This window comes from Tropicibacter naphthalenivorans, assembly GCF_900176475.1.
Classification (GTDB): domain Bacteria; phylum Pseudomonadota; class Alphaproteobacteria; order Rhodobacterales; family Rhodobacteraceae; genus Tropicibacter; species Tropicibacter naphthalenivorans.
In genome coordinates, this window is the sequence record NZ_FWXX01000014.1 from 16939 (window position 1) to 43079 (window position 26141).

Annotated in this window: 26 protein-coding genes; 11 read left to right on the plus strand and 15 right to left on the minus strand. The window is 60.1% G+C overall.

Annotated features, from left to right (window positions below):
• Nucleotides 1–70: 70 nt before the first annotated feature.
• Nucleotides 71–1873 (plus strand): translation elongation factor 4, encoded by a 1803-nt coding sequence (lepA, locus tag B9A11_RS19030; protein WP_058249337.1) that lies wholly within the window; start codon nt 71–73, stop codon nt 1871–1873.
• A 41-nt stretch (nt 1874–1914) separates the two neighbouring features.
• Here the strand turns inward: lepA and B9A11_RS19035 are convergent, their stop codons facing one another.
• The 15 genes from B9A11_RS19035 to B9A11_RS19105 form a co-directional block, all read right to left on the minus strand.
• Nucleotides 1915–4422, minus strand: coding sequence for a M10 family metallopeptidase C-terminal domain-containing protein (locus B9A11_RS19035; RefSeq protein ID WP_058249336.1), 2508 nt, complete (start codon nt 4420–4422; stop codon nt 1915–1917).
• Nucleotides 4423–4573: 151 nt separating this feature from the next.
• Entirely contained in the window at nt 4574–5827 is a 1254-nt protein-coding gene (locus B9A11_RS19040; protein ID WP_058249335.1) for an FGGY-family carbohydrate kinase, read from the minus strand.
• Nucleotides 5820–6497, minus strand: coding sequence for an HAD family hydrolase (locus B9A11_RS19045; protein WP_058249334.1), 678 nt, complete (start codon nt 6495–6497; stop codon nt 5820–5822). Before B9A11_RS19045 ends, B9A11_RS19040 begins: the two co-directional genes overlap by 8 nt.
• Nucleotides 6494–7150, minus strand: a complete 657-nt coding sequence (gph, locus tag B9A11_RS19050; RefSeq protein ID WP_083499964.1) for a phosphoglycolate phosphatase — start codon at nt 7148–7150, stop codon at nt 6494–6496. Before gph ends, B9A11_RS19045 begins: the two co-directional genes overlap by 4 nt.
• Nucleotides 7150–7704 carry a thioredoxin family protein gene (locus B9A11_RS19055; RefSeq protein WP_058249332.1) on the minus strand — a complete coding sequence of 185 codons (555 nt, stop codon included), beginning with the start codon at nt 7702–7704 and terminating at the stop codon, nt 7150–7152. The genes gph and B9A11_RS19055 overlap by 1 nt, the downstream gene beginning before the upstream one ends.
• A gap of 12 nt (nt 7705–7716) precedes the next feature.
• Complete coding sequence (rpe, locus tag B9A11_RS19060) at nt 7717–8412, minus strand: ribulose-phosphate 3-epimerase (RefSeq protein WP_058249331.1); 696 nt, start codon at nt 8410–8412, stop codon at nt 7717–7719.
• Nucleotides 8409–9344, minus strand: coding sequence for a CbbX protein (gene cbbX / locus B9A11_RS19065; RefSeq protein ID WP_058249330.1), 936 nt, complete (start codon nt 9342–9344; stop codon nt 8409–8411). The genes rpe and cbbX overlap by 4 nt, the downstream gene beginning before the upstream one ends.
• Nucleotides 9345–9423: 79 nt before the next feature.
• Nucleotides 9424–9810 carry a ribulose bisphosphate carboxylase small subunit gene (locus tag B9A11_RS19070; RefSeq protein ID WP_058249329.1) on the minus strand — a complete coding sequence of 129 codons (387 nt, stop codon included), beginning with the start codon at nt 9808–9810 and terminating at the stop codon, nt 9424–9426.
• A gap of 108 nt (nt 9811–9918) precedes the next feature.
• Complete coding sequence (locus B9A11_RS19075) at nt 9919–11388, minus strand: form I ribulose bisphosphate carboxylase large subunit (protein ID WP_083499963.1); 1470 nt, start codon at nt 11386–11388, stop codon at nt 9919–9921.
• Nucleotides 11389–11407: 19 nt separating this feature from the next.
• Nucleotides 11408–12487 carry a class II fructose-bisphosphate aldolase gene (gene fba, locus B9A11_RS19080; protein WP_058249327.1) on the minus strand — a complete coding sequence of 360 codons (1080 nt, stop codon included), beginning with the start codon at nt 12485–12487 and terminating at the stop codon, nt 11408–11410.
• Between the two features lie 12 nt (nt 12488–12499).
• Complete coding sequence (locus tag B9A11_RS19085) at nt 12500–13708, minus strand: phosphoglycerate kinase (RefSeq protein ID WP_058249326.1); 1209 nt, start codon at nt 13706–13708, stop codon at nt 12500–12502.
• On the minus strand, nt 13708–14709 hold the full coding sequence (gene gap, locus B9A11_RS19090) for a type I glyceraldehyde-3-phosphate dehydrogenase (protein WP_058249325.1): 1002 nt from the start codon (nt 14707–14709) through the stop codon (nt 13708–13710). Before gap ends, B9A11_RS19085 begins: the two co-directional genes overlap by 1 nt.
• Nucleotide 14710: 1 nt before the next feature.
• Nucleotides 14711–16705 (minus strand): transketolase, encoded by a 1995-nt coding sequence (tkt, locus tag B9A11_RS19095; protein ID WP_058249324.1) that lies wholly within the window; start codon nt 16703–16705, stop codon nt 14711–14713.
• A gap of 11 nt (nt 16706–16716) precedes the next feature.
• On the minus strand, nt 16717–17589 hold the full coding sequence (locus tag B9A11_RS19100) for a phosphoribulokinase (protein ID WP_058249323.1): 873 nt from the start codon (nt 17587–17589) through the stop codon (nt 16717–16719).
• A 15-nt stretch (nt 17590–17604) separates the two neighbouring features.
• Complete coding sequence (locus tag B9A11_RS19105; RefSeq protein ID WP_058249322.1) at nt 17605–18603, minus strand: class 1 fructose-bisphosphatase; 999 nt, start codon at nt 18601–18603, stop codon at nt 17605–17607.
• Nucleotides 18604–18701: 98 nt separating this feature from the next.
• On the opposite strand from B9A11_RS19105, the gene B9A11_RS19110 reads away from it, so the two are divergent.
• From B9A11_RS19110 to B9A11_RS19155, 10 genes are all read left to right on the plus strand, one after another.
• Complete coding sequence (locus B9A11_RS19110) at nt 18702–19655, plus strand: LysR family transcriptional regulator (RefSeq protein ID WP_058249321.1); 954 nt, start codon at nt 18702–18704, stop codon at nt 19653–19655.
• Between the two features lie 291 nt (nt 19656–19946).
• The gene (locus B9A11_RS19115) at nt 19947–20231 is read left to right on the plus strand and encodes an STAS domain-containing protein (RefSeq protein ID WP_058249320.1); all 285 of its coding nucleotides are present in this window, start codon (nt 19947–19949) and stop codon (nt 20229–20231) included.
• Complete coding sequence (locus B9A11_RS19120) at nt 20228–20602, plus strand: response regulator (protein ID WP_058249319.1); 375 nt, start codon at nt 20228–20230, stop codon at nt 20600–20602. Before B9A11_RS19115 ends, B9A11_RS19120 begins: the two co-directional genes overlap by 4 nt.
• Nucleotide 20603: 1 nt before the next feature.
• Nucleotides 20604–22727 (plus strand): chemotaxis protein CheA, encoded by a 2124-nt coding sequence (locus tag B9A11_RS19125; RefSeq protein WP_058249318.1) that lies wholly within the window; start codon nt 20604–20606, stop codon nt 22725–22727.
• Complete coding sequence (locus tag B9A11_RS19130; RefSeq protein ID WP_058249317.1) at nt 22720–23187, plus strand: chemotaxis protein CheW; 468 nt, start codon at nt 22720–22722, stop codon at nt 23185–23187. The genes B9A11_RS19125 and B9A11_RS19130 overlap by 8 nt, the downstream gene beginning before the upstream one ends.
• On the plus strand, nt 23187–24044 hold the full coding sequence (locus tag B9A11_RS19135; protein WP_058249316.1) for a CheR family methyltransferase: 858 nt from the start codon (nt 23187–23189) through the stop codon (nt 24042–24044). Before B9A11_RS19130 ends, B9A11_RS19135 begins: the two co-directional genes overlap by 1 nt.
• 26 nt (nt 24045–24070) lie before the next feature.
• Entirely contained in the window at nt 24071–24457 is a 387-nt protein-coding gene (locus B9A11_RS19140) for a response regulator (RefSeq protein WP_058249315.1), read from the plus strand.
• The gene (locus B9A11_RS19145) at nt 24457–24813 is read left to right on the plus strand and encodes a hypothetical protein (RefSeq protein WP_143595944.1); all 357 of its coding nucleotides are present in this window, start codon (nt 24457–24459) and stop codon (nt 24811–24813) included. The genes B9A11_RS19140 and B9A11_RS19145 overlap by 1 nt, the downstream gene beginning before the upstream one ends.
• A gap of 98 nt (nt 24814–24911) precedes the next feature.
• A complete protein-coding gene (locus B9A11_RS19150; protein ID WP_058249313.1) occupies nt 24912–25574 on the plus strand; it encodes a CheB methylesterase domain-containing protein in 663 nt (220 codons plus the stop codon).
• Entirely contained in the window at nt 25571–26101 is a 531-nt protein-coding gene (locus tag B9A11_RS19155) for a chemotaxis protein CheD (protein ID WP_058249312.1), read from the plus strand. The genes B9A11_RS19150 and B9A11_RS19155 overlap by 4 nt, the downstream gene beginning before the upstream one ends.
• The last annotated feature ends 40 nt before the right edge of the window (nt 26102–26141 follow it).

Here is a 26141-nt window from a genome sequence, read left to right on the forward strand (position 1 = left end):
TCATACAAAGGGCCAAGGCGCGCTATACACGCTTGACCAAACACCGTATCCGCATCATATCCGGGCCATCATGACCCCATTGAATCGCATCCGCAACTTCTCCATCGTCGCCCATATCGACCACGGGAAATCCACCCTGGCCGACCGGCTGATCCAGTCCACGAACACCGTCTCTGATCGCGATATGAAAGAGCAGCTGCTCGACGCGATGGATATCGAACGGGAACGCGGGATCACGATCAAGGCGAACACCGTCCGCATTGAATACAAGGCGAACGACGGTGAGGATTATGTCCTCAATTTGATCGACACGCCCGGACACGTGGACTTTGCCTACGAAGTGTCGCGGTCGATGCGCGCGGTCGAAGGGTCGCTGCTCGTGGTCGACGCCTCTCAAGGGGTCGAGGCGCAGACGCTGGCGAACGTTTACACCGCCATCGAGGCCGATCACGAGATCGTCCCGGTGTTGAACAAGGTTGACCTGCCCGCCGCAGAGCCCGAGCGCGTGGCAGAGCAGATCGAGGATGTGATTGGCATCGACGCCTCGGACGCCTGCCTGATTTCCGCCAAGACCGGCATCGGCATTCCCGATGTGCTCGAAGCGATCGTCAACCGTCTGCCCCCGCCCCACGGCGGTGACCCGGACGCGCCGCTCAAGGCGATGCTGGTGGATTCGTGGTACGATCCCTACCTGGGCGTTGTGGTCCTGGTGCGGATCATGGACGGCACCCTGAAGAAGGGTGACCAAATCAAGATGATGCAGACCGGCGCCCGCTATGGCGTTGATCGCCTTGGTGTTTTCCGCCCCGCGATGGAAAACGTCCCGGCGCTTGGTCCGGGCGAGATCGGCTTCCTGACCGCCTCGATCAAGCAGGTCCGCGACACCAAGGTGGGCGACACGATCACCCACGAGAAAAAGGGCGCGACCGAGCCTTTGCCGGGCTTTAAGCCGTCGCAACCTGTGGTGTTCTGTGGCCTCTTCCCGGTCGATTCCGCCGAATTCGAAGACCTGCGCGACGCCATCGAAAAGCTGGCGCTGAACGACGCGTCCTTCTCTTATGAGATGGAAACATCGGCGGCGCTTGGCTTTGGTTTCCGCTGCGGCTTCCTTGGGCTGTTGCACCTCGAAGTGATCCGCGACCGGATCGAGCGCGAGTACAACATCGAGCTGATCACGACGGCGCCGTCGGTGATTTACCACATCTTCATGAAAGATGGCTCTAAGTTGGATCTGCACAACCCGGCCGACATGCCTGACCCGTCGACCATCGACCACATCGAAGAGCCGCGGATCAAGGCGACGATCCTTGTGCCCGACGACTACTTGGGCGATGTGCTGAAACTGTGTCAGGACCGCCGTGGCATCCAGCTGGATCTGACTTACGCGGGCTCGCGCGCCATGGTCGTCTATGATCTGCCGCTGAACGAGGTGGTGTTCGACTTTTACGACCGACTGAAGTCGGTGACCAAGGGCTACGCGTCCTTTGACTACCAGATGGAAGGCTACCGCGAGGACAGCCTTGTTAAGATGTCGATCCTTGTGAACGATGAGCCAGTCGACGCGCTGTCCACCATGGTTCACCGTGACCGGGCCGAGATGCGTGGGCGCGCCATGTGCGAAAAGCTCAAGGATCTGATCCCGCGTCACATGTTCAAAATCCCGATCCAAGCGGCCATCGGCGGCAAGGTGATCGCGCGCGAAACCCTGTCGGCGCTGCGCAAGGACGTGACCGCGAAATGCTATGGCGGCGACGCGACGCGTAAGAAAAAACTGCTGGAAAAGCAGAAGGCTGGTAAGAAAAAGATGCGCCAGTTCGGCAAGGTGGACATCCCGCAAGAGGCGTTCATCTCGGCGCTCAAGATGGACAACTGACCACGACACCCCGGCCAAGCGCCGGGGTGTTTGCTTTTGGGCTACAGGACGAAATCGTCGGCGGTCAGGGTCAACAGACCATTGGCGAAAATCTCGAACTCGCCATAGCCGTCCCCGTCGCCATCGACGCGGATCACGGTATTCGCCCCGGCGTTAAAGTAACGCAGCTCTCCTGCGGTGCCGGAAAACCGGGCCGTCCCGATGAAATTCAAGGTGCCAGGCAGCGCGGACAGGTCGATCAGGTCCAAACCGACTTCGAAATCGCGGATGATATCTCGGGTACCGCCACCACGGGCCGAGTCGCTTAGCGCATTGAAGACAAAGACATCTGCGGCGCTATCGCCGGGGAACCCGCCTTGGAAATCGCCGCCGATCAAGACGTCGCGGCCCGCCCCGCCCTCTAGCGTGTCAGAGCCCGCCCCGCCGCGCAGATGGTCGTTGTACGCACCGCCAAACAGCTGATCCTCGCCCAAATCGCCTAGCAAAACGTCGATCCCGTCCTCTCCGGTCATCGTGTCGTTGCCTGCGCCGCCCAGCAGCTTGTCGTTGCCCGCGCCGCCCTCAAGGCTGTCATTCCCGCCCAGGCCGAAGAGCCAATCCGACCCTGCGCCGCCAAACAGTACGCTATCGCCGCCAAGCCCGGTAAAGCGGTCGTTGTAATCACCGCCTCTGAGGTCTTCGATGCCGATCAGGGTGTCAATGCCCGCCGCGCCGGTGTTTTGCGCGCCCGTCAGGTTCAGGTTGATCGTGATCCCCCCGCCAAAGCCGGTGTAAATCGCGCAATCCCAACCAGTGCCCCCCTCAAGGCGATCGTCGCCGAACCCGCCTTCAAGCGTGTCGTCCCCGTCGCCGCCAAGCAGCGTGTCCGCAGACGCGCCCCCCGACAGGCTGTCGTTGCCGCCAAGCCCGGTCAGGCTGTCGGCACCCGCACCGCCGCGCAGGTGATTGGCAGCATCATTTCCTCGTAAAAAGTCCGAGAACCCAGAGCCGACAACGTTTTCGAAATTGGCGATCTGGTCGTTCTGGGCATGGCCGCCCGACGCACTGTTGCCGCCAAGATCGACCCGGACAAAGGCATCAGACACGCTGTAATCCAACGTGTCGCCCGTCCCGTCGCCCCCGTCGAGCGTATCCGCCCCCGCGCCGCCACCGATCCAGTCATCGCCCGCGCCGCCCATAACACTGTCGGCGCCGTCGCCTGACATAATGTGATTGTTTGAGTCATTGCCCACCACCGTGTCGTCGCCCGACCCGCTTTGCGCGTTTTCGATCACCACGCCGTTTGCAATGCTGTAGCCACCCGCGATGCCATCCGCTGCGGACAAGAACCCTCCACCGCCCACATCGCCCGACAAACTCGCGGCACGCAGGTCAATCATCACGTTTCGCGCACCGGAATAGCGCATCATGTCGGTCCCGCCGGTGTCCCAAACGGCGCTCCAATAGGTGCCAGAGACATTTGCATCCGGCAAATCATACACATCGTCGCCCGCCGCCGTGGTGGTATTTGCCCCGTATTTCTCTTGCAAAACCCCGATGTCCAAGGCCATTGGCCCCGCCTCAAAGCCCCAGTCTTGCCCCGGATCACCGGCTGTCCCGGTGGTGCCCACACTAAAGCCCGTGTTGTAGCTCATGGTGGTGAACACGCCTTGGTTCAGATCATTGGTGCCATAGCTGTTGAAGGCGTCGGTGACGCCATCCATGACGGTTGATCCGCCGCCGCTGTCATGTGGATGCGCCAGCCCCATCCCATGCAGCAACTCATGCGTGACGGTCACAAAATCGTATCCGCCCATCTCTAACGATCCACCTGCCGTGCGATCCCAGGCGCTGCCGTTAAAGGCCCCCAGCCCCGAATAGGACATGCCCGGCGGATAGAAATAGCCAAGGGCAGACATTTCATTGGTATCCAGCACCAGCACAAATTCCGCGCCCACATCCGTGCTTTGGACGTTGAAGGACACATTGGCCACTTGCTCGATCAGGTCAAAGGCCGCCGAGACTTGTGCAATCTCGTAGGCGTTCCAGCCCTCGGACACGATGCCATCCGCGCCGACATATCCCGGTGGGGCAAAGTATACGTCGATGGACGAACTCGCCAGCTTGGCCCCCCAAGTGATCGCAGCGACCGGGTCGGCCGGGTCGAACGGGGCCACCTCGACCTGATAGCTACCCGTCAGGGAGTCGCCCCATGCTCCGGCAGAGACATATACGCGTTCGTAGCTCGTCGCGGTGTAAACCAGCGCCGAGTCGTACCCCGCAGCGTCGTCATTTTCATCAAGCAACTGACCCGAGGCACTGTAGAGCCGCAGATACGGGTCCGCCAAGGACTGACCCGTCAAAGAGATCTGTACGGTCTGCCCCGCAACCAAATCCAAGGCAAACCAATCACGGTCGCCTCTTGTTTCCAAGTTCCCCGTGACGGTGCCGCCAACGACAACGCTGCCCACGGTCAGCGCGCTGTTTGCGAAATCGTCTCCGGCAAGTTCGACCTGCGTGCCAGAAATGTTCTGGGTCAGGGCCGCGAAACTGCTACCAAGTTCGGCCATATCTCACCTAGGGTGGTCTGAGTAAACCAACCGCGTCTGTGCGAAACCCACCCTTTCGACACTTTGCGGATGCCCGCCAATATGTGAGGGGATGCCAAACCCAACAAGTTTGGAATGTTTAGAATTGTATAGGGAAGTCAGTATATTGCCGCTATTCGGCCAATATCTGCGGGCGTTCTGTCACCATAGAAAAACGCGCCAGACGGGCCGCGCCAAAGGCCGCATCGCCTTGGTGGGCGCTGTGATGGTCAAAGGGCAAGTACTTGTGCCGTAACGCATTCCAGCCCTTGATCTTCAGGCCACCGCCAACCGCGAAAAGGCGGCGCAAAGGGGGAGCGCCCAAGCTGCGCAGCGCTTGGAAACCGGCCGCCTCGACCTGCACCAGCGCTTCGAGCATTCCTTGCAGAAAAATTGAATCACAGTCGGGACGTGGGGTGAAACAGGGCATCAGATAGGGGTCCGCCGTGGGAAACCGCTCGCCCGAGGTGAGCAGCGGCGTGTAGCGCAGGCCGGTCGGTGCCTCTGGGTCGATCTGGGCCCCCAAATCGGCCAAGCGCGCATCGTCAAAGAACTGCCGCAGCACCGCGCCCCCGGCATTTGACGCCCCGCCCACCAGCCAGTGCCCCAGCAAAAGATGCGAATATATGCCATGTTGGGCCGAGGTGATCGGCGTGTCCGACAGCATCTTGATGGTCAGGGTCGACCCCAGCGAGGTCACCGCATCACCGACCCGTTCCAAACCGGCAGCCAAAGCCGAAGCACAGCCATCGGTTGTCCCCGCGCAAATCAGTGGAGCACTGTGAAAGCCAAAACTCTTGGCCAAGCGGCTGCGCATGTCCGCCACCGGCTGCCCCGGTGGCACCAGCTCTGGCATCCGCAGGGGGTCCAGAGGCGCGGTTGTGCGCGGCCAGTGCCCGGTTTGCGGATCTACCCCGCATTTCAGGGCGTTGTTCATGTCCGCTGGCAGCCGCGCGCCTGCAAGCCGCCCGGCGATATAGTCCGTCTCGAACACGACATACGCCCCGGTACGCTGTAGGGCGATGGCCCGCGCGAGGGTAGAACAGGGTCCAAGGGCCGGGCCCGGTGCAGATTCCAGTAGCGCCAGAATCGCGACGTCAGCTTTGGCATTGTACAGGCTAATTTCACCGCAGGGTTGTCCCGTCGCGCTGACCGGCACCAAGGAACCAGAGGTGCCGGCAATGGCCAGCGCCTCGGGGGCAAGGTCGCGCTGTGCGCCCAGATCGGACAGACAGGTCCGGACCGTCGCAAAAAGCGCCAAAGGGTCGCGGCGCGCGTCGCCGGTGATTGCACAGTCCGCCCGGGCCAGCTCGGTCTGGCCGCGCACGGCCACCGCCCGCACGCCGGACGTGCCCAAGTCTATACCGATGGTACAGACTTCAGACATGCACCAGATCCGCGACGAAACCGCCAAGATCGGGCCGAATTTCATCCGCAAGATCAAAGTCTTCGTGCGCGGTATACAGCGAAGGCGTCACAATCGTCCGCAGGCCCGCCGCCTTGGCCGCGCGCAAGCCGTTGCGGCTGTCTTCGAAGGCGAGGCAATCCTTGACCGGCAAAGCCAGCCGCCGCAGAGCCAGCTCAAACACATCCGGCGCCGGCTTTTTCGCGGCAACCTCGTCGCCGGCTGCGATCACATCGAATATTTCTGCCGCATCACGGCCCCAACAGGCCAAAGCCAGTGCTTGGACATTGGGCAGGCTGGTGGTCGTGGCGATGGCCAAACGCAGCCCTTCCTTGCGGCCCCAAGCAATCAACTCGGCCACGCCGGGGCGCAAATGCAGCCCGCCTTGGGCGATCAACTGCATATACCGCTCGGTCTTGCGCAGATGCAGCGCCGCGATCTGTGCATCGTCCGGGCCACGCCCGATCCCATCCCGAAAAGCGCGCATCCGCTCCTTTCCGCCGGTGACGCGCAGCAGCCGCGTGTAATCCTGAACCGTCCAATGCCAGTCTAGCCCCGCATCCCTAAAGGTGTCGTTAAACGCGCGCCGATGCGCCTCTTCGGTTTCGGCCAAGGTCCCGTCGACGTCAAAGATCAGCGCGCGCAGGGTCATGCGGTGTCCGCCATCATCTGCGCCACCAGATCGGGCAGTTCGGCAAAGCTGTCGAAGGTGGCGCTATGCGGCAGCTCCGCCACCGGCGATTTCCGATACCCTTGGGTGAACAGCAAAAACGGCACATGCGCGCGCCGGGCGGTTTCGGCATCGACTTCGCTGTCGCCCACGTAGATCTCTGGCCCCTCTCCCAGCTCGGCAAAGGCGGCGTTGAGCGGGTCGGGATCAGGCTTGCGCGTGGGCAGGCTATCGCCGCCGACGACCGCTTGGAAATGGATCAAGCCCATCTCGTCCAGAATGGCCCGCGTCGGCGCGCTGGGTTTGTTCGTGCACAACCCCAGTTGGTGCCCCTGCCCCTGCAACACATTCAACGTCTCGCGGACACCGGGATACAGCCGCGTCAGCTGGCCATTGACCGCATCGTAGTGCTCCATCACACGCTTGGTGTGGCGCGCGTGGTGCTCAATCCGAAGGGGCGTTGCGTTGATCACAAGCCGGACAAGATGCGGTAACCCATTGCCAATAAAAGAAGTTATCGTCGGCAAATCCAGCGTCGCCACCCCCTCTTCTTCAAGGAAGCGCGTCACCGCAAGATGGATGTCCGGCGCGCTGTCGATCAGCGTCCCATCGAGGTCAAAAACGATCCGTGCCATCACGCTGCCTTCCATTTGATTGAACATCCCATCGAAGGGATTTGATCGCGCGGCCCCTGGCCGGTTTCGGCCACGTGCTTCATGGCTTCGAACAGGTCGCGGCGCACGCTCGGGTCGGCGGCTTGACGCCCAGAGGCATCCAGCCGCCCGCGATACTGCAAGCCGCCCTGCGCATCAAAGCCAAAGAAATCCGGCGTGCAGGCGGCGTCATAGGCGCGCGCGACCTCTTGGGTTTTGTCATGCAGATAGGCAAAGGGAAACCCACGGTCTGCCGCCATTTCCTGCATGTTTTCAAAGCTATCCGCCGGATAACTCTCCGCGTCGTTCGAACAGATTGCCACCACACCGATCCCAAGCTTTTGCAGGTCTTCGGCGTCGCGCTGGATGCGGTCCATCACCGCCAGCACATACGGGCAATGGTTGCAGATGAACATGACAAGTGTGCCCTTTGGTCCGGCGACATCGGCAAAGGTCAGGGTCCGACCATCGGTCGCGGGCAAGGCAAACTCCGGGGCTTTCCAGCCAAAATCGCAAACAGGGGGGGATACGGCCATGGGGGTTCTCCTTTAGGCGGCGTTTCGGGCGCCCTCCGCCGCGGCGCGGATGGCCTGAATATTGTCACCGTAGACGCCGGGATTGTCGACCGATCCACCCCGAAAGACCGCCGAGCCTGCCACCAGCACGTCAGCGCCCGCCGCCGCCAACAAAGGCGCAGTGGTTGGATCGACACCGCCGTCGATTTCGATGTGCACCGGGCGGTCGCCGATCATGGTCCGCAAGGCGCGCACCTTTCCGGTCATATCGATGAATTTCTGCCCGCCGAAACCGGGGTTTACGGTCATCACACAGACCACGTCGGTCAGGTCCAGCAAATGCGCCACGGCCTCGGATGGCGTGCCGGGATTCAGCGCAACACCGGCCTTCATTCCCGCCGCGCGGATCGCTTGAAGGGTGCGATGGATATGCGGCCCCGCCTCTATATGCGCGGTCAGAACGTCGGCACCGGCATCGGCATAAGCATCGATGTAGGCATCCACCGCAGAGATCATCAAATGCACGTCCATGACGGTTTTGACGTGCGGGCGAAAGGCTTTGACCGCCGGCGGCCCAAAGGTCAGGTTCGGCACGAAGTGCCCATCCATGACGTCCACATGCACCCAGTCGGCGCCCTGCGCCTCGATCGCCCGGATTTCCTGACCAAAATTGGCAAAATCCGCCGAAAGGATCGACGGCGCGATCTTGATAGCCCGATCAAAGCTCATTCTGCCGCCTCCTGCATAGGGGCTTTGTCCACGTCGAGCCCGCCCGAGAACACGCGGCTGGCGCGGATGTCATCCTCGGTGATGGTCGACAAAGCGGTGGAATCCAAAGGCCCATTGGCCTCGGTAAACAAACGGTTCGCCTGCCGCAAACGCGCGCGGTCCAAGGCGTTGCGGATCGAACGTGCATTGGCGAAATGCGGCTGCGCCCGGCGCTTGGCGATATACTCCTGCATCGCCGCCTCCGCGCCGTCATCCAAAGCATAATTCTGCCCATCCAGCATGGTCTGCGAAATCCGCAACAGCTCGCCATCGGTGTAATCGGGGAAATCGATGTGATGGGCAATCCGGCTGCGGAAACCGGGGTTCGCGGAAAAGAATTTGTCCATCCGGTCGGCATAGCCCGCCATGATGACCACCAGATCATCGCGGTTATTCTCCATGACCTGAAGCAGGATCTCGATCGCCTCCTGCCCGTAATCGCGTTCATTATCAGGCTTATAAAGGTAATAGGCCTCATCAATGAACAAGACCCCGCCCATGGCCTTCTTCAACACTTCCTTGGTCTTGGGTGCCGTATGGCCGATATACTGCCCCACCAGATCGTCGCGCGTCACGGACACCAGATGGCCCTTGCGCACATACCCCAGCCGATGCAACAGCCCCGCCATCATCCGCGCCACGGTCGTCTTGCCGGTCCCGGGATTGCCCGTGAACGACATGTGCAAGGTCGGCGTCTCCTGGCTCAAGCCCATCTCGCGCCGCGCCTTATCCACCAACAACAGCGCGGCCGTCTCGCGGATGCGCAGCTTCACGGGGCTCAAACCGATCAACTCGCGGTCCAGATCCTCCAGAACCTCCCGCACACCCGAGGCTTCATACTCTTCCGCCAGATTGACAGTGGTCGGACGCTCTACAACCGCTTCTTCGCTCATGGGGACGCTCCTTGGCTTCTTCTCTTTTCAAATATCCCGGGGGTCCGGGGGCAGCGCCCCCGGAAGCTTGACCAAACGCTCAGCGCGCGTCCCAAGCGTATTTCTGCGACCGGCCCTCGAAATCGGTCCGCGCCATGTGCACTTTCGGCTCATCCGCCGGACGGTTGACAATAAAGCTCATCATCACCGTCTCGAAACCACGTGTGCTGTCAAAGGCTTGCACACGAATATAAGCGTCCGGATGCGCCTTGCGACACTCGTTCAGCTCCATCATCGCGCCTTTTGCGTCGCGCAGATCGAACATCGGATGGCCCCACATCTCCCAATAGGTGTTCCGCGGATGTGGATCATAAGAAAATTCCAGGCTCACCGCCCATTCCCTTTGCAGGATATACTCAATCTGAGCGGTGATCTGAACGTCGTCGAGATCGGGAAGAAAGCTGAAGCAACCTTGGGTAATACGCATTGTCTGTCTCCTGTTGTCGAAGTCATCCGCCCCGCGCCGCCCAAATTCCTTCCAAGGAATTTGCAAATCTTTTGAAAAAGATTTGGGCCGCGCGAGGGGAGAGGGCAGTTACATCGCCGGGGTTTCTTGCGGGACAAAGTCCGACGTGTCGGTGGACGTATAGTTGAAGGTGATGTTCCCCCAAGTGTCCAAAGCGGCTTCCAGCGGCTTGCACCACTTGGCGGCTTCACGCAGAACTTCGGGACCTTCGTTCTTGATGTCGCGGCCTTCGTTGCGCGCCAGGATCATAGCTTCCAGCGCCACGCGGTTCGCGGTTGCGCCCGCCTGGATACCCATCGGGTGACCGATGGTGCCGCCGCCGAACTGAAGCACCACGTCGTCGCCGAACAGGTCGATCAGCTGGTGCATTTGCCCGGCGTGGATACCACCCGACGCCACCGGCATGACTTTTTTAATGTCGCCCCAGTCCTGATCAAAGAAGATCCCACGCGGCAGGTCCACCGTGTTATGCGTCTCGCGGCACACGTTGTAGAAGCCCTGAACCGTCAGCGGATCGCCTTCCAGCTTGCCCACGGCGGTGCCGCAGTGCAGGTGGTCAACCCCAGCCAGACGCAGCCACTTGGCGATCACGCGGAACGAAATGCCGTGATTTTTCTGGCGGGTATAGGTGCCGTGCCCAGCGCGGTGCATGTGCAGGATCATGTCGTTGTCGCGGCACCACTTGGAGATCGACTGGATCGCGGTCCAACCGATGATCAGGTCGACCATGACGATCACCGACCCCAGCTGCTTGGCGAACTCGGCGCGGGCGTACATCTCTTCCATGGTCCCGGCGGTGATGTTCAGATAGTGGCCCTTGACCTCGCCGGTCTCTGCGGTCGCCTTGTTCACCGCTTCCATGCAGTACAGGAAACGGTCACGCCAGTGCATGAAGGGCTGCGAGTTGATGTTCTCGTCGTCCTTCATAAAGTCCAGACCGCCCTTGAGGCCTTCATACACCACGCGGCCATAGTTCTTGCCGGACAGGCCCAGCTTGGGCTTGGTCGTAGCCCCAAGCAGCGGGCGGCCAAACTTGTCCAGACGCTCGCGCTCGACCACCAGACCCGTGGGCGGGCCGGCGTAGGTTTTCACATAAGCGACCGGAAAGCGCATATCTTCGAGACGCGCGGCCTTGAGCGGCTTGAACGAGAAAACGTTGCCGATGATCGACGCGGTCAGGTTGGCGATCGAGCCCTCTTCGAACAGGATCAGATCGTAGGCCACGTAGCAGAAGTACTGGCCTTCCTGCCCCGGCACCGGCTCGACCTTGTAGGCCTTGGCGCGGTACTGGTCGGCGGCGGTCAGACGGTCGGTCCAGACCACGGTCCATGTCGCGGTCGAGGATTCACCGGCCACGGCGGCCGCCGCTTCGATGGGGTCCACGCCTTCTTGCGGGGTGATGCGGAACAGCGCGAGGACATCCGTGTCCTTGGGCTGATAGTCGCCATCCCAATAACCCATCTGGGCGTATTTCAGAACACCAGCGGCGTAGCGCTTTTTCTGGTCCTTGATCTCGGTCGGATTGCTCATGTCGTTCATGTCCATCTCCTCCTTGGACTTAAGCGGCGCGGGCGGCTGCGATCTGCGGATCGAGCAAGCCTGCGGCGTAGCGGTTGGCCATCTCGTCAATCGAAACGGGCTTGATCTTGTGGGCCTGGCCTGCGGTGCCGAACCGCTCAAAGCGGTCGCGCACCAGCTTTTCCAGCTCATCCATCGCGGGGATGTTGAACTTGCGCGGGTCGAACTCCTGCGGCTTTTCCATCGCGATCTTGCGGAACATGCCGGTCATTGCCATGCGGCAGTCGGTGTCGATATTGACCTTGCGCACGCCCATCTTGATGCCCTTTTCGATCTCTTCGACGGGGACACCGTAGGTTTGCGGCATGTGGCCGCCGTACTGGTTAATCAAATCCTGAAGCTCCTGCGGCACCGAGCTGGAGCCGTGCATCACCAGATGCGTGTTCGGCAGCTTTTCGTGGATGCCTTGAATGGTCTTCATCGAGAGGATGTCGCCATCGGGCTTGCGGGTGAACTTATACGCCCCGTGCGAGGTGCCGCAGGCAATGGCCAGCGCGTCGCACTTGGTCTGCATCACGAAATCGACCGCCTGATCGGGATCGGTCAGCAGCTGGTCCTCGGTCAGCTTGCCCACCGCGCCAGAGCCGTCCTCTTCGCCCGCCTCGCCAGTTTCCAGCGAGCCCAGAACGCCCAGCTCGCCCTCGACCGAGGCACCGACCGCATGGGCCGCCTTGGTCACGCGCTTGGTGATCTCGACGTTGTAGTCATAAGACGCGGGCGTCTTCATGTCTTCTTCAAGAGAGCCGTCCATCATCACGCTGGTAAAGCCGTGGCGGATCGCGGACAGGCAGGTGGCGTCGTTGTTGCCGTGGTCCTGATGCAGCACGACGTGGTTGTCGGGGTACATCTCGGACAGCGCGGTCACCATGTGGCGCAGCATGATGTCACCCGCGTAGGAGCGGGCCCCGCGCGAGGCTTGCAGGATCACCGGCGCGTCACAGGCGGCGGCGGCCTTCATGATCGCCAGACCCTGTTCCATGTTGTTGATGTTGAACGCAGGCACGCCGTAGTCATTCTCGGCGGCATGGTCGAGCAATTGTCGAAGCGTTATCAAAGCCATGGTTTTCCTCCCTCAGGCTGCTACAGCGGGCTGCATGAGCGCCGCGATACCGGGGAGCGTCTTGCCCTCCAGCCATTCCAGAAACGCACACCCGGCAGAGGACACGTAGGTAAAGTCTTCGGCGGCCCCGGCGGCATTCAGCGCGGCGACCGTGTCACCCCCACCCGCGACGCTGACGGCCAGGCCCTGACGGGTCAGGTCGGCGGCGGTCTGCGCCAGCAGCTTGGTCGACTGGTCAAAGGGCTGGATTTCAAACGCCCCCAGCGGGCCGTTCCACAGGATCGTGTTGCAGGTCGCCAGCACCGACTGGAACCGCGCGAGCGCTTTGGGCCCCGCATCAAGGATCAGCGCATCGTCCGGGCAAGCGTTGCCGGGGCAGATGTTATAGGGCGCGTGGGCGGCGAAATGCTTGGCGGCGGCGACGTCTTCGGGCAGGTGCAGCTTGCACCCCGCCTTGTCCGCCAGCGCACGGATTTCCGCGACGGTGTCCACCTGATCGGCCTCGTGCAGCGACTGGCCCATGGGCGCGCCGTCCGCATAGAGAAAGGTGTTGGCCATCCCCCCGCCGATGATCACGTGATCGACCTTTTCCACGAGGTTCTTGAGCACCGCGATCTTGGTCGAGACCTTGGCCCCGCCGACAATCGCCACGCTCGGACGCTTGGGCGCTTCGAGGGCCGCGCCCAGCGCGGTCAGCTCTTCCATCATCAGCGGGCCAGCGTAGGCGGGCAGCAGACGGGCAATGGCTTCGGTCGAGGCATGGGCGCGGTGGGCGCAGGAGAACGCGTCGTTGACGTAGATGTCGCCCAGCTTGGCCAGCGAAGCCGCAAAGCCCGCGTCATTCGCGGTCTCGCCGGGGTTGTAGCGCAAGTTCTCGCACAGCAGAACCTGCCCATCCGCCAGCTTTTCCGACAGCAGAACCGCCGAGTCCGTTTCCACGTTGTCCGAGAATTTGACGTCAGTGCCAAGCGCTTTGGACAGCGCCGGGCGCAGCTTGTCGACGGAGAACGCCGGGTCAAAGACGTTGGCCTTGGGGCGGCCAAAGTGGGTGATGATGACCAGGCGCGCGCCTTGATCCAGCAGCGGCTTCATGCCAGCGGCAAAGCGGGTGATGCGCGTGTCGTCGGTGATCATCCCGTCGTCCATGGGCACGTTCAGGTCAGCGCGGACCAGCAGGCGCTTGCCGCGCACGTCCGCCTGAGTGATCGCAGGGATCTGCATCAGATGAGCCTCCCCATGGCGCAGGCGGTGTCCGCCATACGGTTCGAGAAGCCCCATTCGTTGTCGTACCACGACAGGATGCGGACCATGCGGCCGTCCATCACCTTGGTCTGGTCCATGTGGAAGATCGACGAATGCGGATCGTGGTTGAAGTCCATGGAAACGTTGGCTTTGTCGGTGTAGCCCAGCACGCCGTTCAGCGGGCCGTCAGCGGCGGCGCGGATCGCTTCGTTGACCTCTTCCACGGTGGTGTCGCGGCTGGCCTCAAAGACCAGATCGACCACCGAAACATTGGGCGTCGGCACGCGGATCGCCACGCCGTCGAGCTTGCCGTTGAGTTCCGGCAGCACCAGCCCCACGGCCTTGGCCGCCCCGGTCGAGGTGGGGATCATGCTCATGGCGGCGGCGCGGGCGCGGTAAAGGTCGCTGTGCATCGTATCCAGCGTCGGCTGATCGCCGGTGTAGCTGTGGATCGTGGTCATAAAGCCCTTGTCGATGCCAATCGCATCGTTCAGCGCCTTGGCGACCGGCGACAGGCAGTTGGTGGTGCACGATGCGTTGGACACGATCACGTCCGAGGGCTTGAGCTCTTTGTGGTTCACGCCAAAGACGACGGTCTTGTCCGCGCCGGTGGCCGGGGCGGAAACCAGCACCCGTTTAGAGCCATTCTCCAGATGCAGCGCGGCCTTTTCGCGGGCGGTGAAGAAGCCGGTGCACTCCAGCGCCACGTCGACGCCGTCCCACGGCAGCTTGGCGGGGTCACGCTCGGCGGTGACTTCGATGGGGCCGCGGCCAATGTCGATGGCCTTGCCGGTGACTTTGACCTCTTGCGGAAAGCGCCCATGGATGCTGTCGAATTGCAGCAGGTGGGCGTTGGTTTCCACCGGGCCAAGGTCGTTGATGGCGACCACTTCGATGTCGTTGCGGCCGGATTCTGCGATGGCGCGCAAGACGTTGCGGCCGATGCGGCCAAACCCGTTGATGGCGACTTTGGTTGTCATGTCACTGGTCCTTCTTGATGCGGTTGCGGGCCTCGTCTGCGACGGCCTCTGCGGTGATGTTGAAATGGGCGTAAAGCTCGTCCGCCGGGGCCGAAGCGCCAAAGCCGGTCATGCCGACGAAGCCGTCGGTCCGGCCCAGCAGCGCGTCCCAGCCCTGACGGATCGCCGCTTCGCACCCCACACGCGGCGCGGTGCCCAGAACGTGATTGCGGTAGACGTGGTCCTGGGCCGCGAACAGTTCGAACGAGGGGGCCGAGACGACCACAGCCTTGATGCCCTCGGCGGCGAGGAGGTCGGCGGCCTTCATGGCGATCTCGACCTCGGAGCCGGTAGCGATCAGCGTCACGTCCCGCGGCCCGTCCACGTCGCGCAGGATATAGGCGCCGCGCGCGGTCTTGTTCGCGTCGCAATGGCTGGTGCGCAGGGTCGGCAGGTTCTGGCGCGACAGGCAGAGCAGCGTCGGTGTGCTCTTGGACGTGGCCGCGATCTGCCAGGCCTCGGCGGTTTCCACCGCGTCGGCGGGACGCAGAACCGTCAGGTTCGGGATGGCGCGCAGCGAGGCGATGGTTTCAACCGGCTGGTGGGTCGGGCCATCTTCGCCAAGGCCGATGCTGTCGTGGGTCATCACGTAGGCGACCGGCAAGCCCATCAAGGCCGACAGGCGGATCGACGGGCGGCAATAGTCCGCAAAGGCCAGGAACGTGCCGCCGTAGGTAAAGAAGCCCCCGTGCAGCGCGATGCCGTTCATCGCGGCGGCCATGCCGTGCTCGCGGATGCCGTAGTGGATGTAGCTGCCCGAGAAGTCATCGCGGTTGATCGGCCCCTGCCCCTTGGTCTGGGTCAGGTTCGAGCCGGTCAGGTCCGCCGAGCCGCCCACCGAGTTCGGCAGGGTTTCGTTCACCACTTCCAACGCCATTTCGCTGGCCTTGCGGGTGGCAACCTTTGGCAAGTCCTTGGACAGCTGGGCCTTGTAGGCGCAGATCGCGGCGTCCAGCGCCTTGGCATCCGGCGCGGCCAGCGACACCTCGAACGCGTCGCGGTTGTCAGAGATGTTCTTGCGCTTGATCCAGGCGGCGCGGGCCTCGGCGCCGCGGGTGGCGATGGCCTCCCAGGCGGATTTCACCTCGGCGGGGACCTCGAAAGGGCCGTAGGGCCAGTTCAGCGCCTCCCGGGTGGCGGCGATTTCCTCGGCCCCCAGCGGCGCGCCGTGCACCTTGTGAGAGCCGCCCTTGTTGGGCGCGCCCTTGCCGATCACAGTGCGGCAGGCGATCATCGAAGGGCGGCCATCGGCGCGGGCCTCGGTGATGGCATCGGCGATCTGGTCGGCGTCGTGGCCGTCCACCGCCAGCACATGCCAGCCCGCCGCCTCGAAGCGCGCGTGTTGGTTGGTCGAGGTCGACAGGTCCGTCGCGCCGTCGATGGTGATCTTGTTGTCGTCCCAAAAGACGATCAGACGGCCAAGGCCAAGGTGACCGGCCAGGTCGATGGCCTCGTGGCTGATGCCTTCCATCAGGCAGCCGTCGCCGGCCAGCACATAGGTATAGTGGTCGACCAGCTCATCGCCGAAACGCGCATTGTGCATCCGCTCGGCCAAGGCCATGCCCACGGCGGTGGAAATCCCCTGCCCCAGCGGGCCGGTGGTCGTCTCGATCCCCTTGGCGTGGCCGTATTCGGGGTGACCGGCGGTGCGATAGCCCATCTGGCGGAACTTGCGCAGCTGCTCGGCGTCCATGTCATCATAGCCCAGCAGGTGGTTGATGGCATAAACCAGCATGGAGCCGTGCCCCGCGCTCATGACAAAGCGGTCGCGGTCGGGCCACTTGTGGTCCTTGGGGTCGATGGTGACAAAGCGGTTGAACAGCACCGTCGCCACATCCGCGAGGCCCATGGGCGCGCCGGGATGCCCGGAATTGGCCGCCTGCACCGCATCCATGGTCAGGACGCGAATGGCATTGGCCATCATGGTTTCGGTCGTCATCTGGGTCTGAACGTTCATGTCAGCCTCCTTCAGGCGCGCTTGGATTCGGAAACGAGGCGGTGGACCATCGGCGTAAAGATCAGCTGCATCGCCAGATCCATCTTGCCGCCCGGCACCACGATCGAGTTGGCGCGGGTCATCCAGCTGCCTTCGATCATCGAGGTGAGATAGGGAAAATCGATGCCGCGTGGACTTTTGAAGCGGATCACCACGAGGCTTTCATCGGGGGTGGGAATCCACCGCGCGATGAAGGGGTTCGAGGTGTCGACCACCGGCACACGCTGAAAGTTGATGTCGGTTTCCGAAAACTGCGGGCAGATGCAGTGCACATAGGCGTGCATCCGGCGCAGAATGGTGTCGGTGACCGCCTCGGTGGTGTAGCCGCGCTTGGCGCTGTCGCGGTGGATCTTTTGCGTCCATTCCAGGTTGATGACCGGAACCACGCCGATCTTGAGGTCGGCATGGGCGGCAAGGTTCACCTCGTCGTTGACCACTGCGCCGTGCAGACCCTCGTAGAACAGCAGGTCAGAGTCCGGCTCGAACGGCGACCAGTCGGTAAAGGTGCCGGGGGCCGCGCCGTAACGCTCGGCCTCGTCCTCGTCGTGGATATAATGACGGGTCTCCCCCTTGCCGGTCTCACCATAGGTGCGGAACACGTCTTCGAGCTTGGCCAGCTCGTTGGCGTCATAGGAAAAGTGGCTAAAGGTCTCGTCGCCCTCGGCCTTGCGCTTGTCCAGCTCGGCCTTCATGGCGGCGCGGTCAAAGCGGTGAAAGGCGTCGCCTTCGATGGAAACGGTGGAAATGCCTTCGCGCCGGAAAATCTGGTCAAAGGTGGATTTCACTGTCGTGGTGCCAGCCCCGGACGAGCCGGTCACGGAGATGATCGGGTGCTTCTTGGACATGTTGTGCTTTCTGGATCAGGCGCGGAACAGGCCGCGATTGGCGAACAAGGCCGAGGCTTCGCGCTCGGGCAGGTCGTGATAACTGGTGACGCGGTCGACTTTTTCGATGGTGCCAAAGACAAATGGCGTGCGGGCGTGCAAGCTGTCGGGGACACGGTCCAGTACCGGCGCGGTGCCGGTGGTGGCCCGCCCGCCCGCCTGTTCCACAAGGAAGCCGATGGGCGCGCATTCATAGACCAGGCGCAGGCGGCCCTGCTCATAACCTTTGCGCGCATCGCCGGGGTACAAAAAGATGCCGCCGCGGCACATGATCCGGTGGGTTTCAGCCACCAGAGAGGCCACCCAACGCATGTTGAAGTTCTTGGCGCGCGGTCCGTCGACCCCGGCGAGGCAGTCGTCGATATAGGCGCGCACCGGGGCGGACCAGTGACGGTAGTTGGACGCATTGATCGCGAACTCTGATGCAGAGGCGGGCACGGTCGGCACCGTTTCGGTTTCGGTAAAGGTCGCGGTGGCGCGGTCAAAGATGAACTGGCGCACGCCATCACCAAAGGTCACGACCAGCGCGGTCTGCGGCCCGTAGATAAAGTAGCCAGAGGCGCGCAGGTGACGACCAGAGCGCAGGAACGTCGCCTCGCCGCTGTCCAGCGCCGGCTGGATGCCAAAGATCGTGCCGATGGACACGTTGACGTCGATGTTGGACGACCCGTCCAGCGGATCAATGGCCAGCGCCAGCGTGCCGTCGGCGTCGATTTCATTGACGGTCTCTTGCTCTTCGGAGGCGTACCAGCGGATGCCGGTGCCTTTCAAAGCCGCCGCAAAGACGTCATCGGCCATCACGTCTAACGCTTTTTGGTCGTCGCCATCGGTGTTGTTGCCAACGCTCGCCCCAAGGCGTCCGCCCAGAGGACCGCGGGCGATCAAGTCCGACAGATCGGCGGCCACGCGGCACAGGGCGTTCATAACCGGCGCCAGATCATCGGGGATCGGTGTGTTTGCTTTCATAGGCAGCATTAGAGGCCTCCCTTCCTCGTCTGGTGCTGCGCTTGTTATTGGTTAAGACTTTCGATAATAAAATTTCAAAATTCTGAGCGGAGTGTCAGAAAAATTTAATGAAGCGGCTGGATCAACTCACCCTAAAGCAAATGCGTGCTCTGTCTGCGGTTGTGGATGAGGGCACGATTTCGGCGGCTGCGGATCGTCTGGGGCTGACCGGGCCGGCCATTCATAGCCAGTTGAAGTCATTGGAGGATATCATCGGTGCGCCGCTGCTGATCCGTGAGGGCCGAGAGCGCAACACCCCAACCGCTCAGGGGCAAGCGATCCTTGATGCCTATTCGGAACTGCGGGCCGCCATGGCCCGCGCCTTGCATCGAATCAACGCGCTGAATTCCGGGCTAGAGGGCAGCGTCGTCCTGGGCGTGGTCAGCACCGGCAAGTATTTCGCCCCTCGAATCGTGGCGCAACTGCACAAGGAACTGCCCGGCATCGAGGTGATTCTGAAGGTCGGCAACCGACAAGAGATCTTGGCCGCCTTGGAAAAACGCGAGCTGGACATCTGTATCATGGGCCGCCCCCCGCGTGCGCCGCAGGTTGACGCGCGGCCTTTGGCGCAACATCCGCACATTCTGATCGCCTCTGCCGACCACCCCCTGGCGCAAAAAGACTTGATCCTGCGCGAAGATTTGTTCGAGCAAAAGTTCGTTGTCCGCGAGCCGGGATCGGGGACTCGGATCCTTGCGACGCGGTTTCTGGACGAAACGGGCACCGCCCAAAAGGTCAGCGTCGTCGAGATGTCGTCGAATGAGACGATCAAGCAAGCGGTGATATATGGTCTTGGAATCGCGTTGATTTCCGCGCACACCGTCGCGGATGAGCTGCGCAGCGGGCGCTTGATCGCCCTGCCCTGTCACGGGCTGCCGATCTATCGGACGTGGTACATCCTGTCGCGCGCCGACCAACGTCTTAGCGCCACCGCAGAGAAGGTGCGCGACTGGGCGATTTCCCATGCCGCCGAGCTGTTGCCCGATCTCAAAGACCTCAAGAACACCGGGCATACCGGCTAGAGATCGGCGCAGACGCAGGTATTCCTACAATTTTCAGCGAGTTCTCTCGTCATTCCACCGGTTGTCCGATCACGGGCAAACAGCCCGCCACTCTTATCTAAGCGCCTATTTATAAGAGAGAATTTGGCGCTGACACCAAGCGTAAAAGAACAGCTAACGCCAAAATTGGCGCGATGATGCAGCTGGGCCGGCAGTCTGGAACGCTTTGTTAAGATAGCGGGCTTATTCCTGCTTGTCGATGACGTGCCGTGCATCGGCGCGAACGGTGCCAATTGGGGATGCAGTTTGACGATGCCAGATATTAATTTTCATGCGCTTGGGGCGACCCGAGCTCGATCAGGAGAAGACCCGCTTGTGGCCTTTCTCCTTAACGCGCGACGCTCGCCGGTGACGGTCTCTGCCAGGGACGTCAGCCGCCTCGATTCTCATAGGTTACAGCTGCTTTTGGTCGCCCAAAAGCAATGGGCCATCGATGCTGCTCCGTTCAAAGTCACCGACATGTCGCCAACTTTCCGCGAGGGCCTGAACAGACTCGGGCTTTCACCTGACCATTTCGACGAGGAGACCGCGCAATGACAACGAAAGTGCTGGCAATCGACGATTCACGCACAATCCGGAACCTTTTGCGGGTCTCTCTTGAGGGGGCTGGTTTCGAGTTTCACTCTGCCTGCGACGGCCAAGAGGGTGTCGAAGTCTTTCCGGATGTTGATCCCGACGTGGTGATCACAGACATCAACATGCCCAAGATGGACGGGTTCGGTGTGATCGACACGCTGCGCAGCGGCCCGAACCGGACGACAGTGCCAATCCTGGTGCTGACGACTGAAAGCTCGGACCAACTGAAGGCCCGCGCACGTCAAGCCGGGGCAACCGGCTGGATTGTGAAGCCGTTCGACGATGCCTCGCTGGTGTCGGTTTTGAAGCGTTTAACGGGGCATATGGGCTGACATGTCGGGCAATTCTATCAGAGATACATTTTTCGAAGAGTGCGAAGAGCTCCTCGAAGCATTGGTCGAGGGTCTCTCCCAAATGGAGGAATCCACCGACGATATGGAAGTGATCAACGCGGTTTTCCGGGCGGTTCACTCTATCAAAGGCGGCGCAGGCGCATTTGGCCTGAACAGGCTCGTCAACTTTGCACATACCTTTGAAACGGTCATGGACAAAGTCCGCGACCGAGAGTTGCCCGTTGACGAAAAGCTGATGTCGCTGTTCCATCGGTCCGGAGACAAGCTTTCCGATCTCGTCGCCGCAGAACGGGATGAGACCGATCTGGATCCAACCGCCGAAGAAGGCGTCATAAAGGAACTCGAAGGCTACCTTGGGGGCTCGTCTCAAGAAGAAGAATTCAGCTTTGACGCCGTCACCCTTGATTTCGGCTCGGAGCCTGTCGACCTCGCTGACGTTCTGCCGGAGACCGCGCACCGCTGTTTTACAATCAAGTTCAAGCCGACGAAGTCGCTTTACGAAAACGGCCATGAGCCTTTGTTGATCTTCGACGCCCTCGCCGAAATCGGCGACCTGAGCGTAGAACTCGATGCAAGTGCGTTGCCAGAGTTCGACGCATTTGATCCCTCTGACGCCGTCTTGAAGTGGACGATGACCCTAAACACCGCCGAACCGGAAACGACGCTCCACGAAGTGTTCGAGTTTGTGGAAGGACTGTGTGACCTCGATATCAGCGTCGACGAGACTGCTGTTCCGGCGCCCGTCCAAGTGGTGTCCCCGGAGGAGACGCAAGACACGCCCGGTACGTCCGATGGGACGCTTCCGACCGGCGAAGATTTGGAAAGAGCGACCTCGTCCCCAAAAGCACCGGCCGCAGCTGCGGCGGCCAAAGAATCCCGCGGCCCTAAGCCAACCCTTCGAGTCGACTTGGATCGTGTCGACCGGCTGATCAACACCGTCGGCGAATTGATCATCAACCAAGCGATGATCTCGCAGCGCATTGAAGAACTCGATCTGCCGACGGTCGCCCACCTAACGAACGAACTTGAGGCCTACAAACTTCTTGCACGGGACATCCAAGAAGGGGTGATGGCCATCCGGGCACAACCCGTAAAGCCTCTCTTTCAGCGAATGTCGCGCATTGTTCGTGAAGCATCCGATGCAACGAACAAGAAGTCGAAACTCGTGACGGTTGGCGATTCGACGGAAGTTGACAAAACAGTCATTGAACGGCTTGCCGATCCTTTGACTCATATGATCCGAAACGCCGTCGACCACGGTTTGGAAAAGCCCGAAGCGCGTGAGGCCGCGGGCAAGGACCCAGTGGGTACCATCCGGCTTTCTGCGGCGCATCGTTCCGGAAGCGTTTTCATCGAAATCTCGGACGACGGCGCAGGACTAAATCGTCCAAAGATATTGGAAAAAGCCATTGAGAAAAATCTGGTTGCGCCTGATGTCGAACTGTCCGACCCAGAAATCGACAACCTGCTGTTTCTTCCGGGTTTCTCGACCGCTGGACAGGTGTCAAACCTTTCCGGTCGCGGGGTTGGCATGGATGTTGTCAAGAATGCTGTGCAAGCCTTGGGCGGGCGTGTTTCGATAAGTTCGACGCAAGGAAAAGGAACAACGTTTACCATCGTTCTGCCACTGACCTTGGCCGTTATGGATGGCTTTGTTATTTCGGTTGCAGATCAAACAATGGTCATTCCGATTGCATCAATTCTGGAAACGATCCGACCGAATCCCAAGGACATCCATCTGATCGGCACTGACAGCGAGGTCGTGAGTGTAAGAGGCGCGTATGTCCCTATCGTCGATGTGGCTGAAAGCCTGAACCTAGCGAACAATTCGCCATGCGATGGACCCGGAATACTTTTGCTTGTCTCGACCGAAATGCAAGGTCTCACCGCCCTCCGCGTATCCGCGATACATGATCAACGACAGGTCGTCATCAAGAGCCTTGAGAGCAACTATGCGGCTATTCCTGGCGTCAGTGCCGCCACCATTTTAGGCGACGGCAAGATTGCGCTTATCCTGGACCCGGAAGAGCTAATCAAACTCGGGCATGGATCCAGTATGGAAATGTTTGGACATCAACCAAGAATGGAACTTCGTCATGGCTGAAGCAGCTGAAGCACGCATCGACTCCCAATTCGAGTTCATCACCTTCTCCGCTGGCGGACAGGACTATTGTCTCGAAATCACACAGATTCGCGAGATCCGCAGGTGGACTCCTGTCACAGCCCTGCCCCATACGCCGACAGATGTACTGGGTGTGATGAACCTCCGTGGCGCAGTTATTCCAATCTTTGACCTGTCTGCGCGCTTCAATTTGGGAAAAACGCCAGCGAACGAACGCAATGTTGTAATTGTCGCTTCAGTGGAAGGCACGACAATTGGCCTTCTCGTAGAGTCGGTATCCGAGATCCTTTCTGTGGAAAAGACAGCAATTCAGGAAACTCCAGACATTAAATCAGATGCAACCCGTCATTCTATCCTCGGCATGATTTCGGTAGACGAAGCGATGGTCCGCGTCGTCAATTTGGAAGCTGTCTTGGAAAACACTGGAGGCTCCGTCCTGTAATGGCAATGCCGGATTCAGAGAGTCGTTTCGACATACCGTTCTCTGACAAGGATTTTCAGAGCTTGGCCGCGCTTGCAAAAGAAAACTATGGGCTTAGCCTGTCGGAAAGCAAAAAACCGTTGGTGTACTCAAGACTATCGAAGCGCTTAAAAGCACGTAAAGTTTCCAGCTTTCAGCAGTACATAGATCTAGTCCGCAGCGACCCAAAAACTGAGGCACAGGAGCTCGTTTCCGCGCTCACAACCAATGTTACGAGCTTCTTTCGCGAGCCCCACCACTTCAAGACTCTGGCAGAGGTGTGCTTGCCTCAGTTTCAGGAAAACGCAAAACACGGCGACCGTTCTAGGGTTTGGTCAGCTGGCTGCTCTTCGGGAGAGGAACCATATTCCATCGCAGCAACCATTCTAGAAAAAATGCCACAGGCCGCCGAATGCGATGTAAAGATCCTGGCAACCGATATTGACCCGAAGGTGTTGGAAGTAGCGAAACGCGGTCAGTATAGCCAATCTGAGACAGAGACCTTGGATGCGCACCAAGTCAAAGCTTTGTTTGCCTCATCAAAACTCAACAAAGACCGAAACGAAATATGCGCTAAAACGAAGTCCCTGATATCCTTCGCAGAGCTTAATCTAATATCTGAATGGCCCATTCGAGGCCGTTTCGACGCAATATTTTGCAGAAATGTGGCAATTTACTTTGACCAGCAAACCCAGCAAAATCTGTGGATGAAATTGACTGAGAAACTCAAACCCGGAGGGCACCTTTTTATAGGTCACTCCGAAAGAATTACCGGACCGGCTGGAGAGTATCTCATTAACGCCGGTGTCACTAGCTACAAAAAACGCCAAGATGCATAGCCCGATTGGCAAAGTAGGAGAAAGAAATGAGTCTCAAATCCTCCCTTCGCGTGATGGTTGTCGACGACATGGCTACGAGTCGCGGGCTCATAACCCAGGCACTCGACGACATCGGCATCAAGAATTATTTAACTGAGAATGACGGTCGGCGCGCGCTCGAACGAATGGCGGGAAATCCTGTCCACCTGGTTCTGTCGGACTACAACATGCCCGGCCTTGATGGCCTTGGTCTGCTTAAGGCCGTTAGATCCCATCCGTCTACGCAGAAAGTCGGCTTTATCCTCGTAACCGGTCGCCCCACACCAGAAATCGTCAACGAGGCCAAGAAACTGGGCCTTAACAATATGATCAAAAAGCCATTCACATCGGCATCCATGAAGCAGTGCATCGAAAGTGTTGTGGGGCGGCTTTAATGACGCATGGATCCGCAAAAGTGCCATTAAGGTTGGCAACCGAAAAGGTTGCCGCCGAAATGCTGACGTTGGAGCATAGTCTTGAGAGAATTGAGCATACTGTCGATAAAATCCTCTGTGGCAGCGCACAAAAATTGGATCAAGAAGCACTAACAGCGTTGCAAGAAATAGATCTGATCCGGCAGACAATAAACGCCCTGTCCAAGTTCTTGGACAAACTGTCCAATGATGCTGACACCGCAGGCCTGGTTCACACAAGCGAAGCTCTTGAAACTGTGCCGTTGCGCGACTTGGCGGCGCGACTGGCCGGTACGTCCTCTCCTACGTCGGACCGCAGTAGCCCCGAGTTATTCTAGTGTCTCGCGTGTACAAAATTACTCACGCCGCCGTCAGCGAACAATAAATCGAATCTTCAAAACTGCCGCCTTCAGGAAATCCAAGAAGGGCCGACTCCATGCATAACCTTCGTCAAAGCCTTGGGAAAATGGTTCAGTTGAAGAATGCGCCAAACCAAAGGTCCGACGACCCTATCATTTTGATCGGTGCGAGCACCGGCGGAATCGATGCGTTGCTCAAGGTCTTGGCTGACTTTGGCGAGGACTGCCCGCCGACTTTAGTTGTTCAACATACGGGACGCGGCTTTGGAGAAAGCTTGGCCAATCTTCTGGACAAAAAATGCAAAGCCAAAGTGACGCTCGCCCAAGAAGAGGGGCCCATACAAATTGGGAAGGTGATAATCGGGGCAGGAAGCCAAGCACACTTGGTCATCAAAAACGCACCCTCCCTTATGTACAAATTGACTGATTTTGGCAACGTGTCTGGGCACATGCCTTCAGTCGACGCGCTTTTCGACTCGGCCACACACCTTGGACCCCGCATTCGCGCCGCGTTATTGACCGGCATGGGCCGAGATGGCGCGGAAGGGCTGCGCAAATTAAGGCTCGCTGGCGCAAAAACCATCGCACAAGACGAAGAAAGCTCGGTTGTTTACGGAATGCCAAGAGCTGCCATGGAAAATGGCGGCGTGGAGCTCTGCCTTCCGCTTGATAAGATCGGCGCGGCCCTCTTGGCCGATGCTTCCAGTAGAAACCCGAAGGTTGGGGGATCGTTTAAATGACCGGAGATCGGGAAAAGTTAACAAACGTCATCCAAGGCGACTACTTTATTTCCGAGGACCCGAGCGAGGTTCTGACAACGGTTCTTGGCTCCTGCATCGCTGTTTGCCTGTATGATACACAAAGGAAAATCGGTGGGATGAACCACTTTCTCTTGCCTAGCCGGGACGGGCAAGACGGCGAAAACGTGCGCTACGGCGCCTACGCCATGGAGCTTTTGATCAACGGTCTTTTGAAGAAGGGGGCGATGCGCAACCGCCTTGAGGCCAAGGTTTTCGGCGGTGCAAGCATGATGGGGAACCTCAGGGATATTGGTGCCTCGAACGCGAAGTTTGCTCACAAATTTCTTTCGGATGAAGGAATCCCATGCGCGGCAGAAAGCGTTGGAGGAACGTCCGCACGACGCATTCGGTTCTGGCCAACAAGTGGCCGCGTCAGACAGCTTTTGGTCACTGACAAAGTGGATGTCACACCGGCTGTCGTTGCTCCGCCGCCGCCGAAGCCCGCAAACGATATCACCTTGTTCTAATGGGAAACGCGCCGCATAGGCGCGGCCGACAAGACGTGTT